This is a genomic window from Staphylococcus sp. HMSC034G07 (assembly GCF_001835975.1).
In the GTDB taxonomy this organism is placed as follows: domain Bacteria; phylum Bacillota; class Bacilli; order Staphylococcales; family Staphylococcaceae; genus Staphylococcus; species Staphylococcus ureilyticus.
Map to the genome: position 1 here is coordinate 170208 of NZ_KV826600.1, position 12857 is coordinate 183064.

General features: G+C 37.8%; 14 protein-coding genes and 2 pseudogenes. 2 read left to right on the forward strand and 14 right to left on the reverse strand.

The genetic code is table 11. The annotated features are described in order from the left end of the window. Positions 1 to 1261 (reverse strand): BCCT family transporter (locus tag HMPREF2586_RS05270; RefSeq protein ID WP_256324341.1); only part of this gene is annotated, 1261 nt, incomplete at its 3' end. A gap of 590 nt (positions 1262 to 1851) precedes the next feature. On the opposite strand from HMPREF2586_RS05270, the pseudogene HMPREF2586_RS05275 reads away from it, so the two are divergent. Continuing rightward, a pseudogene (locus HMPREF2586_RS05275) lies at positions 1852 to 2529 on the forward strand (transglycosylase family protein). A gap of 635 nt (positions 2530 to 3164) precedes the next feature. Here the strand turns inward: HMPREF2586_RS05275 and HMPREF2586_RS05280 are convergent. Genes HMPREF2586_RS05280 through HMPREF2586_RS05290 form a run of 4 tightly spaced genes read right to left on the reverse strand, consistent with a single transcriptional unit; the run spans position 3165 to position 4560 of the window. Then, entirely contained in the window at positions 3165 to 3920 is a 756-nt protein-coding gene (locus HMPREF2586_RS05280; RefSeq protein ID WP_070812659.1) for a sulfite exporter TauE/SafE family protein, read from the reverse strand. Continuing rightward, positions 3920 to 4180, reverse strand: coding sequence for a persulfide-sensing transcriptional repressor CstR (gene cstR / locus HMPREF2586_RS05285; protein ID WP_019468539.1), 261 nt, complete (start codon positions 4178 to 4180; stop codon positions 3920 to 3922). Before cstR ends, HMPREF2586_RS05280 begins: the two co-directional genes overlap by 1 nt. Then, positions 4170 to 4394 (reverse strand): hypothetical protein, encoded by a 225-nt coding sequence (locus HMPREF2586_RS12845; protein ID WP_218117660.1) that lies wholly within the window; start codon positions 4392 to 4394, stop codon positions 4170 to 4172. The genes cstR and HMPREF2586_RS12845 overlap by 11 nt, the downstream gene beginning before the upstream one ends. Further along, positions 4387 to 4560 carry a hypothetical protein gene (locus tag HMPREF2586_RS05290; protein WP_256324339.1) on the reverse strand — a complete coding sequence of 58 codons (174 nt, stop codon included), beginning with the start codon at positions 4558 to 4560 and terminating at the stop codon, positions 4387 to 4389. The genes HMPREF2586_RS12845 and HMPREF2586_RS05290 overlap by 8 nt, the downstream gene beginning before the upstream one ends. A 238-nt stretch (positions 4561 to 4798) precedes the next feature. Between HMPREF2586_RS05290 and HMPREF2586_RS05295 the strand changes: the two are divergent. Continuing rightward, a pseudogene (locus HMPREF2586_RS05295) lies at positions 4799 to 5305 on the forward strand (hypothetical protein); the annotation flags it as partial. A 173-nt stretch (positions 5306 to 5478) separates the two neighbouring features. On the opposite strand, the gene merB reads toward HMPREF2586_RS05295, so the two are convergent. From merB to HMPREF2586_RS05335, 9 genes are all read right to left on the reverse strand, one after another. Further along, the gene (gene merB / locus HMPREF2586_RS05300) at positions 5479 to 6129 is read right to left on the reverse strand and encodes an organomercurial lyase MerB (protein ID WP_070812660.1); all 651 of its coding nucleotides are present in this window, start codon (positions 6127 to 6129) and stop codon (positions 5479 to 5481) included. 81 nt (positions 6130 to 6210) lie between these two features. Further along, on the reverse strand, positions 6211 to 7854 hold the full coding sequence (merA, locus tag HMPREF2586_RS05305; protein ID WP_069822315.1) for a mercury(II) reductase: 1644 nt from the start codon (positions 7852 to 7854) through the stop codon (positions 6211 to 6213). 57 nt (positions 7855 to 7911) lie between these two features. Next, on the reverse strand, positions 7912 to 8283 hold the full coding sequence (merT, locus tag HMPREF2586_RS05310; RefSeq protein ID WP_096539851.1) for a mercuric transport protein MerT: 372 nt from the start codon (positions 8281 to 8283) through the stop codon (positions 7912 to 7914). A gap of 87 nt (positions 8284 to 8370) precedes the next feature. After that, complete coding sequence (locus tag HMPREF2586_RS05315; RefSeq protein ID WP_069822316.1) at positions 8371 to 9051, reverse strand: cytochrome c biogenesis CcdA family protein; 681 nt, start codon at positions 9049 to 9051, stop codon at positions 8371 to 8373. Next, on the reverse strand, positions 9048 to 9533 hold the full coding sequence (locus HMPREF2586_RS05320; protein ID WP_081325095.1) for a TlpA family protein disulfide reductase: 486 nt from the start codon (positions 9531 to 9533) through the stop codon (positions 9048 to 9050). Before HMPREF2586_RS05320 ends, HMPREF2586_RS05315 begins: the two co-directional genes overlap by 4 nt. A 16-nt stretch (positions 9534 to 9549) precedes the next feature. Continuing rightward, complete coding sequence (gene merR / locus HMPREF2586_RS05325; protein WP_069822317.1) at positions 9550 to 9957, reverse strand: Hg(II)-responsive transcriptional regulator MerR; 408 nt, start codon at positions 9955 to 9957, stop codon at positions 9550 to 9552. A 299-nt stretch (positions 9958 to 10256) separates the two neighbouring features. Next, positions 10257 to 11603 carry a dihydrolipoyl dehydrogenase family protein gene (locus HMPREF2586_RS05330; protein WP_069822318.1) on the reverse strand — a complete coding sequence of 449 codons (1347 nt, stop codon included), beginning with the start codon at positions 11601 to 11603 and terminating at the stop codon, positions 10257 to 10259. A gap of 406 nt (positions 11604 to 12009) precedes the next feature. Next, entirely contained in the window at positions 12010 to 12174 is a 165-nt protein-coding gene (locus tag HMPREF2586_RS12850) for a hypothetical protein (protein ID WP_174894809.1), read from the reverse strand. Between the two features lie 261 nt (positions 12175 to 12435). Beyond that, on the reverse strand, positions 12436 to 12857 hold a 422-nt coding region (locus HMPREF2586_RS05335; RefSeq protein WP_371100774.1), incomplete at its 5' end, for an NAD(P)-dependent oxidoreductase.

The window sequence follows — 12857 nt, forward strand, 5'->3', positions numbered from 1 at the left end:
ACGTAATAAAGAATGTTGCTATTAATAGCAATGTCACAATGGACAGCACAAAGCCTAACGGTACTTCATTAAACACACCAAATAATGCAGTTTCTGGAGGCATATCAAATATTTTTGGATTATCTTTCGCAGTTTCGATACCTAGAACACCGAATGCTGCAAACCAAACTAGACTTACAAGTACCGGTGCTAACATAACTCCAGATACGAACTCTCTAATTGAGCGTCCTTTAGATACACGTGCAATGAATATACCCACAAACGGACTCCAACTAATCCACCAAGCTAATTGGAAGAACGTCCACGATTTCATCCATTCATTTTTCTGTGGATCTAATGGTGCCGTATCAAACATGTTAAATAATAACGTATTTAAATACTCACCTGTTGAACTTGTTAGCATATTTAAAATAAGAACAGTTGGTCCTACAATAAAAATAAACAATAAGATTATGCCAGCTAAACCAATATTAGCGTTACTTAAATATTGGATACCACGGCTTAAACCTGACCAAGCACTCGCTAAGAATAAGATTGTAACAATCACAATAATAATACCTTGTGTCACAATATTATTCGGAATATCAAATAGGTAGTTTAGACCACCTGCGATTTGCATAGCGCCTAAACCTAGTGATACCGCAACACCACCAATTGTGGCAAAAACAGATACTACGTCAATAACAGTACCAAGCGGACCGTCTACTTTATTTCCGAAAATTGGACGTAAAGTTTTTGAAATTAATGCAGGTTCATTTTTTCTAAATTGGAAGTAAGCTAACGCTAACGCTACAACACCATATACTGCCCATGCATGGAAACCCCATTGCATAAATGCCCCTCTTAAAGCTTCTTTATAGGCAGTTGCTGATTGAGGATCACCAGATGGTGGAGATACAAAGTGGCTGATTGGTTCAGCTGCTCCCCAGAACACTAAACCAATTCCCATACCAGCACTAAATAACATCGCAAACCATGAAATTGTATTAAATTCGGGTTTATCTTCTGGTTTACCCAATTTTAATTTTCCGATTGGACTAAAGATCAAGAAGACACAGAAGAATATCATTAACGCAACAATAACCATATAATACCAACCAAAGTATTCAGTAATCCAACCAGTAATATTTGTCCCTATTTCATTAAACTGATTTGGAAAGATTGCACCCAATAATACAACTATTGCGGTAATAATAATACTATAGGTAAAAACAGAAGACAGTTTCTTCCCATTAGCATTATTTTGTTTATTTTCCAAAATAAAAACCTCCCATTTTAAGTATTACAATACAAAAAGTAATGAATTCCCTTGTAGAATATACAAATTATTATAAATTAAATTAAGATGAAATCCTAGGTGTCTTATGAAGATTAGAATATTATTGGTTATATTGTTTTAGTTACTTAGTAATAAACGCAATAAATAGAAGGCGACTTTAAGCCACATTAAAAAATCCACTCACTATCGCAAATAGTGAGTGGATTGGTGTATATATGCATATAATATTCTTTAGATTTATTGTAACAATATATTGAATAGGAACGCAAAAGTGATAATGAACTAACTGAAGTATAAATACATTTTTTTCTAAATTGAAATCTCATTATTGTTTCCTAAATTAATATTTTTTAGTAATTATATCTACAAGGATATTTTGGGGAAAATGGTTTATATTTATGTAATCTAAATATTCGGGGCAAATAGCTCATACATCTTCTTTAAATGTAAAAAAATGATAATACTTTTTAACTTCATTGTAACCTAAAATAGTTTAAAAAATGTTAGAGTGGGATACGTTATTGTGGTGAAATTAATAAATTAAAAAGTTAACCTTTAGGAGGAATTAAATAATGAAAAAAACAATTCTTACTTCAACATTAGCAGTAAGTTTAGGTATAACAGGATTTGCAGCAGATAATTCAGCTGATGCATCTGAACAAAATGTAGACCAAGCTAAATTAGTAAATTTAGTTCAAAATAACCCAGAGCAATTAAATGAATCTCCAATACAAAAAGGGTCATATAATTATGATTTCATTCAAAATGGAGTTTCATATCATTTTGAATCAGATGGTGTAAATTTTAGTTGGAGCTATAATGGTTACAATAATACAACTGCTGAAATAAACAATGATGGACAACAAGAAGTTTCAAAAAGTGAACAACCAGTACAACAACAAGCACCACAAACTAAAGAAACTCAACAGCCCCAACAACAAGCAACTACAAATATTTCAACACAATCATCACAAAACTCAAATGAAGCTTCAAGTGGTTCATCAGTATAAGTAAACGATCACTTGAAACTAATTGCTCAACGCGAATCAGGTGGCGATATCACAGCCATCAACCCTTCTTCAGGAGCAGCAGGTAAATATCAATTCTTACAAACAACTTGGGATTCAGTAGCCCCAGCAGAATATGTAGGTGTTTCACCAGCTTCAGCACCTGAACATGTCCAAGATGCGGCTGCTCAAAAATTATATAATGAAGTTGGCCCTTCACAGTGGGTAACTGCATATATGTAATTACTTTTATTTCATGCTAATTGCTAATATTGTTTTATTTATAAAAAAATCAAATTTTAATTATTCCCTATAAGTAATGAAATGCTCTCCATATTCTAATGGAGAGCATTTATTTATATAATATCATATATAAAAATTAAATCAGTTACTTTATGGGAGAAAGTAATACTTTTTAAATAAACAACAAAAGCTCTTAATAAGTCTTATTGAGCTTATTAAGAGCTATTACTAATTTAACCTTAAAGTTGTAAGGAGTTAATTCTATAAGAAGGAGATGAAACTTCTGTATTTAATAATTATAGCAAAAACATATGATTGTTCCAATTCATCTATTTAACGATGATACTGCCTCCCTTAATAATATTAAGTTCAACCAATCAGGAAATTTGATATTTTAACGCTAGTCTTTTCTCGTTTATTAGATAAAGATATTTTAGTATATCCAGTTAATTGATAGAAAAGAGGAGCCAATATACTAAGAAATATTAGTTCATAACATGTTATTTTTGGGTACACCCTAATCATACGTATATAGCTGTTGAATTTATAGCAACTTGCCATTGCTATATGAGAATGTTTTAACTTTATAAATAAGAAAGAGAAGTACAAAAATTAGTTGTACTTCTCTTTCTTATTTATAAAGCAATTTGAATAATTGCAATAATAATTAAAATACTGATGATCCACTTTTGTACAAAACTAGGTACTTTTTTACTTAATCTGAAACCTAAAGGAGTGAAGATAATACTTCCTATTACTAAAAATAACGCGTCTTCTAAAGGAATGTAACCTTGTATGAGTTTAATAATAAAGGCGCCAATTGAAGATATAAAAGCAATTACTATACTATTAGCAACTACCATATTCATTGGTAATTTGAATAAAACTAGCAATATAGGAATAATAATAAAAGCGCCGCCTGCTCCAACTATACCCGAAATGATACCAACGAAAAGACCAACCATAACTAATAATGGTTTGTTAAAGGAAGACTGATTTAAATTCGGTTTTACGTTAATAAACATTAAAATTAATGCGATTAAAGCAATGATAATATATATTGTATTTACAAATTCAGCATTAAATAAATTTGCTAGGAATGCGCCTAACATGCTCCCTGTAATCATACCTCCACTCATATAAATAACTAATGGCGGGGAGAATTCTGGTTTTTTTCGCGCTTTTAATGACCCACTTAAAGTACTGAAAAAGACTTGACTGGAAGTAAGTCCTGAAGCGATGTATGCACTGTATGCAGGAACACCAAATAGTGGCGGTAATAATAAAATAGCTGGATAAATAATGATAGCACCACCGATACCTACTAGACCTGAAATAAAGCCTCCGAACACTCCAATAAGTAACATCATAATAACAGTTGAAATATCCATTATTTACTTTTTACCAATAAGTTAACGGCTTCATTAATCAATTCTTCTGAATTTTCACCATTATCCTCTGCTGCTTTTACACATTCTATTAAATTTTCACTAATGATAATTCCCATCAAACGTTGGATTGAACTTTTTGATGCACTGATTTGAGTAATGACATCTTTACAATCTTTTTCTTCTTCCATCATTTTAATAACGCCATTGAGTTGCCCTTGTATTCTATTAATACGATTAATCATTTTTTTATCATAATGCATCGTTTTTAAAATGGATGTCGTTTTGGTTTCTAGGTTTTCCTATTTGTTTAAACGTATCAAATGGTACGACCATACGATCCCCCCGAATTTTGTGTTCATCAATACGGACAGCATGTTCACCTTCAAGGGTAATGGTACCGTCAAAAAGGATGAGGTGCATATCTTCTTTTATTGCCTGTAACGTCCACGGCATACCCGAATCGCGCTCAATCAATTCTTAAAAAGTCCTTTAATCTGTTATCCACGTTCTGTTCATCCGCAAGTGCCGTCCTTATGCCGTATGAAGTCAAATGAAAGGCAAGAGAAACCTCCGGCACCCCGGCACCAATAATAATGACTTCGAATTCAGTGTATGGATCGATTGAACAACAACTAACCATAAAAACCACCCCTCCAATCTCACGGCCAATTTGGTCAACATATCCTATCATCACTAAGAAAAGCTATCTGATAGCAAAATCCCAGCAAAAAAATTACTGTCCAGTGTTAAATCCCATGTTAATTGCATTGCAGGCATTCGTTATTTACTGCAATCTGCCGATCATTAAATATACATTTACCTAAAATTCATTTATTGGGCATACAATGCTTTTAGGCAAATGTTTAGGAGGTATGGCAATGGATAGTCATTTAAATCACATTTTGTCCTATTGGCAGGGACCACCGTTGGAAGGGGCAAAAACCATAATTAGTAAGTATGGATATCCCCAGGAAGCAACAATGAGTCGATTAATTTGGTACAATAGCGGGCCATGGAAACGCACGATAGTATATAAGGATCCAGTCCCTCATAACTTCCCTACCCCTCACCTTGATTTCCTTAAGCAGACCATCGATTATAAAGTGCCCGTACACTTATATGATGCGATTGCCGCTTTTGATGGAAGTGTCTACTTAGATCGAACTACAGGTGAGGCATCAGCAAAGTGTCATGAGGAAGCGATGAATTTTTTATCTTTAAACTTGTTAAATGACATTGTAACCGGCAAACGTGATGTTCAAGGAGCAAAAGCTTTCTACGCCCAAACTGCCGAACAGTTTACCAAATATCATATAACATCTCCTTATACAGAAGGTTTTCTTTTTCCAATGCAATATAATACGGCAGACCTTGGCGTTACATATTTACTCCTATATTCAAGAATCCACTTTCTCGCTTTATTAACTCCCCGATATAGGCACAAGCAATTGATCTTTTTATTTATTTGGTTTCCCATAAAATTGGTTTCACTAGATAGAGCTTCGGTTACAGGACATCATCGTAAGGCCAAGATTGACGCAGGCGTAATTGCCTAAGATTAAATGTTACAACAGGACCCATTAGTAGGTCCTGACTCCTCATAACGCGCTCCCAAATGGCGACCCAGTTCAAAGGCATCTTCAACGGGCAAAATGCTCGACTCAGGGTGTTGGTTAAGCCAGTCTTGGGCTGCACTCGGTGAACTGAAAAAGTGAACGTCGTTACAGAAGGCCGACCGAACCGAGGCCATTTCATCTGGTGTAACAATCGAGACAACGGCTGTTGAAGGCTCGACGCTTACAACGCGGTCCGGTTCCACCGTCAACCGTATGGACTTACCGGTGCCGTGACAAGGCGAAGCGATGTGGACCGTCCGGCCGATGAGTGCTGGGAACATAAGTGTGTCAAGGGCGCACCATGCATATAGTTGCTTCCCATCAACCTCGAAGCGATGGGGGGTAGGGACCAGTGTGAGGCCATAACCGACGACACGGCCCTGCTCATCAAGTTCCACACTAGGTAGAGTCTGTAGGACTTGCTTAACTTCCTCGACAGGCTTCCCGGTCTCCGCCGCGATGTCCTCAACGGGGACTGGATCGCCCTCCGCCAGCATTTTTAGCAACGGACGGAATAACCACTCCATAGAGACGGCTTCCCCTTGATCAAAAGTTTGATCAAGTTGGGCTGAGAGTTCTGAAATATTTTTCATAAGCTTATTCCTCCTTGTATTTTCTCCACTTCATTGTTTTAAGTGCCTCCTGCAACATAGCATTAGAATCAAAAGGAACCATTAGCCTGCACAACAAGATAATTTCGATACGTCTTTATCAAACGTCAAGGCTGCAAGCTTTAATCCTTCAGCCATCGTTAAATAAGGCGCAAAGCTATCTGTAAGGTCTTCAATGGTCAATCCAAATTGAACCGCTAACGTTGCCGCATAAATCACATCTCCAGCATTTTCACTCACAATGTGCGCCCCGATCAATTTCTGGGTTTGGGCGTTGACTACAAGTTTATAGACCCCTGTTGTTTCGTGATTGACTAAGGCCCGCGGTACAGCGTCCAACGGAAGGACCGATGTTTTGACATCGTAACCTTTTTCTTTTGCCTGTTGTTCAGTCAAGCCGACTGTGGCGATCGATGGATTGGTGAAGGTTACGCCGGGAACAAAGCGAAGATCGATTTTGCGTTTCGCTAGACCCAACGCATTATTTGCCACAATCCCGCCTTCATAAGCTACAACATAAACGAATTGCGGACCGAGGGTCACATCGCCCGCGGCATATATTCGGTTATTCGACGTTTGCAAATATTCATTGGTCAGCACTTCGCCTTTTTTCCCTGTTTTCACACCTGCTGATTCAAGGTTTAAAGTCTCTGTGTTCGGCTTTCTTCCTGTTGCCACGAGGACTTGATCGGCTTCGATGACTTGTTCTTGACCGTTCACTTCAATATAAATGCTTGTCGACTTACCGTTTTGCTCAACCTTTTGATAAGTGACCCCAGTGATCAGGTTAAGTCCTTGCTCAGTTAAGGATTCATCGATGGCTTCGGAAATTTCAGGATCGTAGGTTTTAAACAGACGCTCGCTTCTTTGCATGAGAGTCACTTCTGTTCCGAGGTTGTGAAACATTTGACCTAATTCCGCTGCGATATAGCCAGAACCGATCACTGCCAATCGTTGTGGAACCTCTTTTAATTCGAGTGCGGATGTACTTGTTAAATAATCAACCTCATTCATTCCCGGGATTTCCGGAACAGCCGGAGAAGCCCCCGTTGCGATTAAAAAGCTTTTAGACGTGATGTTTTGTCCATTCACTTGTATCGTCTTATCGTCGATAAACGAGGCCTCGCCACGAATGAGATCAAATCCATATTCTTCGATCAAGTCTATATATTTTTCTTGACGCATTTGACTGACTAATCCATCTTTTTGTTCGGTCAATTGGGCAAGGTCCGCAGCACCGGTACTCGTTTGAAGTCCGGTAAACGGATTGTTTTGGGCGAGACCGTTTATTTCACCGGCACGAAGCATGGTTTTTGACGGTACACAACCGATGTTAACGCAGGTCCCCCCGACGGTTCCCCGTTCTACCATGGCCACTTTCGCCCCGTTTTCATTGGCCTTGATAGCTGCAGAAAACGCCGCACCGCCGGAACCAATAATCAGAAGATCGTAATCGCCATCCCGATTGAAATCTACACTGTTTTCAGAGGGCTGGCTTTCTTCCTCTCCGGGTTGATAGCCGGCTGCCGAAATATTTTGCTTAGCCTTTTCGATCTGATCATCGCTGAGTTCAAAAATGGCCTCACCGCGTCGGAAATCGGCCGAAACATCTTTAGCTCCGGCTTGTTCCAATGCTTCGGTTACATGTTCTTCACAGCCTGTGCATGTCATGCCTTGAATGGGTATTTTATATGAATTTTGAGTCATTTGAATCCCTCTTTCTATTTAAAGTTTGATAGACAGTTCTGTACATTTATCTCATATTTATCTTGTCTCATGTTTCCGATCCACGCTCTCTGGAGGCGTACAGCAATCCGTTTTATTTTTTGTTTTTCCATTGCCTTCAGGAGAATTGTATTTGTTCTTCAACAACTTGCTGAGGATCAGAGCAATCATAACAATGGCCAATGCTGCAAAAATGCCGGTCAACCACCAATTTCCTGTCGCACCAGCAAAGAGGGCACCAATACCTGTGCTCCCTAATGCAACAAGGAGAATCGGTCCTGCGCAACAAAGTAAAGGAACCAATAATATTCCGAAAAAGGCCCAAACACCCCAGCGGTTACCTTTCGAGCGATTCTCATCCATCATTCTCACTCTTTCTAAAAAAAATTTTATTCTTTGGTTAAGGTACATACATGGCCTATAGCCTAACTTGAAATTTGTTCGTTTAGCTTTTTTACATCTTTCATCTATTTTTTGTTACACCTGATCGGTTGGATTTTAAAATGTCCAAATGCCACCAGAACCGAAAGACCAGTAATAAGCCATGTACAAACCGGAGAGGAAAATCACAACAGCTGCTATTTTTTGGATAGAACCCATATAGTTGTGCAGAAACTTCTGTACCAATTGTCGTGAAATCAATGAGACCATCGTGATCGCTGTCACCACAATTCCCATACCAAGGGAGTAGATGATGAACTTGATGATCACGGCCGTTACGCTATTGTCATTCAGCGATGCAGAGACCACCAACATAAAGGCTGGCAAGGTACAACCAAGTGATGTCACGGCATAGGCTATTCCGTAAAAATAGATAGACCATTTCCCTGGCTTGACTTGAAAAGATCCTATTTTAATCGGCAAATGCTTCCCAAATAGCATGCCCAACCCCAATAAAGCAATGAGTATACCCATAACCAATGAAAGAATCGGAAAAATCCCTGTTAGTGCGCTTCCCAATCCTCCTATCAACAAACCAGCCAATACAAAAATCGTTAAAAACCCCGTGGTCATCGCTCCACCAAGCCCTAATCCTTTAAAAATTGCATAGCGGAACGAATGATCCTTTGTTTCGCCTCCAATTAAATAGGAGATATAAGAAGGAAGCAAGGCGATACCACAAGGATTAAAGGCCGCAACCATTCCAGCGGTCAGAATGAAGAGAAACGAAAAACTCATAATTCCACTCCTATTTGAGTCAACGCTTCTTTTAAATCATCAAAGGACGGTCGAACAGAACGATAGAATACCTCATTTTCAGAATTGACCAGTACGATCTCTTCCAATTGTTTGACGCCATAGGTATCCGCAATTTCTTTACCATTCTTTAAAACATGGGGCCAATCCCCGCCATAATCCTGTTTAAATTTCGCAAGGCTTTCTTTTGTATCTGTGTTAGGGTCTAAACTAACTGTGATCAATTGAACATCGTTCGGGTTTAGTTGATGAATTTCCTTAAAGATTTCCTCATTGTATATACAAGATGGACACCAGGTTGCCATAAAATAAATGAGTGTGGGTTTCTCATTAGGTAGGCTGACTGGATTTCCTTGAATGTCTTGAACCTTTGATTCATTCGCGGTATCAGATTCTGCTCCACAAGCTGTTAAACCGATTAACAACACCGTCATTATAGCGGTGAAGGAAATGCGTTTTTTCATTCAAATCTTCCCCCATTTATTTATCAGGCCCTCCCATTAACGTTTCAATAATAGGACAGGTATACATCGCCTTTTCATCTGGACACTTTTCTTTTAATTCCTCTAATAACCGTTGGATTCGTAACAAATCCTGCACTTTCCGCTCGATTTCTTTGGTTTTTTGAACGGTAAAGGCGTACATATCTTTACATCTCTCCCCATCTTGATCAACCACACCAAACAACAGGTGGATTTCCTTTAGCGAGAAATCCAATTCCTTCATTCGTTTAATAAACCGTACCCGATCTGCTGTTTCCTCTGAATATATTCGATACCCTGATTCATTTCTGGGAGGCCCGGCTATCAATCCTTTCCGCTCGTAATACCGAACGGTTTCTTTATTCACATCACACGCTTTAGCCAATTCACTGATTTTCATCCCCATATTGTCACCTCAATAAAAAGTATAAACCCTGTACCATAGTACACGGTCAAGTCATACATTATTTTTTCTTTTATAGAATAATCTTATAAAATAGGTCAGATAAAAAACCTTATTTATCAAGTGTTCACATAAGCTTTTTTAGAAGTTTAAGAATAAAGATATCTGCTCTTCACGCCAAGAAGCCACATTCTTCCGTTGAAAAATGCGGCTGTCAAAAAAGTTATTTTCTTTTTGATTCTAAGATCATATAACAAGATTAGACAATAAAGTGGTTTATAAACATCTCACAAAACGCAAACTTACAACATGTGTGCAATGTCCGAAGCTGCCGTTGGATAGGCAAATATCATTTGTTTCAATTCTTTGGTTGAAATTCCAAAGCGAATGGCTGTTGCAAAGTGGTTAATTAGTTCATCGGCTTCATTACTAATCAAATGAGCACCGACAACTTGATCACTATCCTCGTCAATTAGCACTTTAAACGCAGCAAAACCTTCATTTGTCCGTTTATACGTAAACCAATCGGAAATGTTTTTATGCTTTACTTTAATATTCCGGCCAGAATTTTTGGCTTCCTCTTCGCTCATACCCACCGATGCCATTTTCGGAACGGTGAAGACAGCAGATGGAATAACAGGGTATTCAATCTTTCTGCTGTTTCCTTTCAATAAATTAGATGCTACGATATGGGAATCTGCACTGGCTACAGGTGTGAGAGGCAATCCATCCGTTGCTGCAGCATCTCCAGCTGCATAAACGTTCGGGTTACTTACACTTTGCAAATACTCATTAACATGGACACCATGTTTTTTCCTTTCTATGTTCCCTTTTTCAAGATTCACATCTAAGGCAGGGACCCGTCCAGCTCCATGAATAACAATGTCTGCTTCCAACCGAGTTATATCCTCTTTTTTTCGAGCGTACACATGAAACTTTCCTTGTTCTTTTTCAATGGATTCAACGGAATGTTGAAGATGTACCTGTATGCCAATCTCTTTCGACTTTTCTAAAAGGATATCTACAAGGCCTACATCAAAATTCTCCAAAGGTCTTTGACCTCGATGGATAATGTGAACTTCTGATCCAGCGCGTGCTGCGATGTGAGCAAATTCAAACGAAATATACCCACCACCAACAAAGACGATTCTTTGTGGTAATTCATCCAACTCCAAAAACTCATCACTATAAGTAAGATGTTCTTCTCCTTGTATGGGCAAAGGGGTAGGTTTCGCACCACTAGCAATCAAGAAATGCTTCCCTTCGAGCCTTTCTTGATCGACTTCAAGTTGGTCCTCACTAATGAAAGATGCTTTGCCATGATACGTATCGATTCCCTGTTTATTCAATGCTTGTTCTTTTTTCTCCGGTACATGATCTGTAAAGGTTCGTTTAAAGCTCATAAGATCTTTCCAGTTGATGGAGGCTTCTGACGGTACTCCGTTCCTAGCCATTCGTTTGTTCCAATCGATGAGCTCGGCCGCACCATGTAAAACTTTTTTTGGGTCACATCCACGTAGCGCACACGTGCCCCCAAACGGCCTGTCATCTATCATAGCTACACTCCAGCCGGCTTTATTGCATTTTGCTGCTGTGATTGACCCCGCAGAACCTGTACCAATCACAATAAGATCGTATTTCTTTGTCATCATTATCCTCCTCACAGAAATCACTCTTTAATAAGTTTCCCTTGTTTTTATCTAACGAAACCCTGTACCTCATCCACAGTTTGAAAAAATCCATCATCTTAACTAAACGGTGGATTCACTGTGTTGTTATCCCGGACAACATTGTTAAATATATGGCAAGGGGTTCTTTTAAATCTTCTACAGTTAAGCAAATTAACGGCTAATGTCGCCTCGTTGTATCGCAAATCACATTTTGATTTTCGGATACAGTTTAAGTTAATTAACTTATCATTTTGACAAACTGAATAGAAACTTATAATACTTCCAACAGAGATCAGATGAAAACCTTATTTATCAAGTGTTGGCATAGGTTTTTTAAACAGTGACAATAAAGATATTTGCTCTTCACGTCACGAAGCCGCATTCCTCATATAAAGAATTCCAAACAAAACAAATCTTTCAACATAGATTTAGGTAACCAGGTAAACCAGGTACCACCGACCATATCACGAGGCATTGTTATTAATGCCGCCTTATCTGTTTCACGAACTACTAAACCTTTATGAACATACGAATTTATATATGAACTCATAATCACTATCCTTTCTATATTCGACACCTTTATTAGACACTAAAAATCTTTTAGAATCAACATTTTATATTGACTGATTTAGGTGTACCTTAAAAACTCAGTCGTTTTCTTCTAAAACATTTCATATATACAGATTTAATGTTGAATTTTTGGAAATATAAAGCTATATAATTTATTAGTATTTTTCTCTTTGAAATTATACAAGACGTCTCATCATTTTTAGTGATGAGACGTCTTGTATAATCGAACTATTTATATTTCTTAATTATCTTCTGATACCACAGTAAAACGTTCATTTTTATGTTGTGGATTTTCTATCTCATCCACTAGTGCAAATGCAAAATCTGCATAACTAACATAACTATTGCCTTTAGAGTTAATTAATAAATTGTCTTTGCCTGCTTGATAGTTTTTAGTTTTAGGACCTTCAGCATCAAAATCTGCAGATGGGCTAAGGAATGTCCAATTAATACCTTTAGAAGCTTTTAAATCTTCTAAATTTCTACTTTGTCCTTTTGAAGTTCCTTTTGCAGTTGGCCCAAATAGTTCAGAAAATTCTGGTGTATCCATTAACTTAGTTGTTTGCGCTTCATCAACGTATAAACTACCTGCACCACCAACGATAATTGCTCTTGTATCAGTTTCTTTCAATGGTTCTGTTGCAAAGTTGAATTTATAGTATA

Coding starts and splice junctions, on each gene's coding strand:
- merT (WP_096539851.1), bottom strand. CDS start 8,283: ATGTACCTTAACCAAAGAATAAAATTTTTTTTAGAAAGAGTGAGAATG.
- HMPREF2586_RS05290 (WP_256324339.1), bottom strand. CDS start 4,560: ATGGTTAGTTGTTGTTCAATCGATCCATACACTGAATTCGAAGTCATT.
- HMPREF2586_RS05315 (WP_069822316.1), bottom strand. CDS start 9,051: ATGAGTTTTTCGTTTCTCTTCATTCTGACCGCTGGAATGGTTGCGGCC.
- HMPREF2586_RS05320 (WP_081325095.1), bottom strand. CDS start 9,533: ATGAAAAAACGCATTTCCTTCACCGCTATAATGACGGTGTTGTTAATC.
- merR (WP_069822317.1), bottom strand. CDS start 9,957: ATGGGGATGAAAATCAGTGAATTGGCTAAAGCGTGTGATGTGAATAAA.
- HMPREF2586_RS12850 (WP_174894809.1), bottom strand. CDS start 12,174: ATGAGTTCATATATAAATTCGTATGTTCATAAAGGTTTAGTAGTTCGT.
- merB (WP_070812660.1), bottom strand. CDS start 6,129: ATGAAAAATATTTCAGAACTCTCAGCCCAACTTGATCAAACTTTTGAT.
- HMPREF2586_RS05280 (WP_070812659.1), bottom strand. CDS start 3,920: ATGGATATTTCAACTGTTATTATGATGTTACTTATTGGAGTGTTCGGA.
- merA (WP_069822315.1), bottom strand. CDS start 7,854: ATGACTCAAAATTCATATAAAATACCCATTCAAGGCATGACATGCACA.
- cstR (WP_019468539.1), bottom strand. CDS start 4,180: ATGCATTATGATAAAAAAATGATTAATCGTATTAATAGAATACAAGGG.
- HMPREF2586_RS05330 (WP_069822318.1), bottom strand. CDS start 11,603: ATGACAAAGAAATACGATCTTATTGTGATTGGTACAGGTTCTGCGGGG.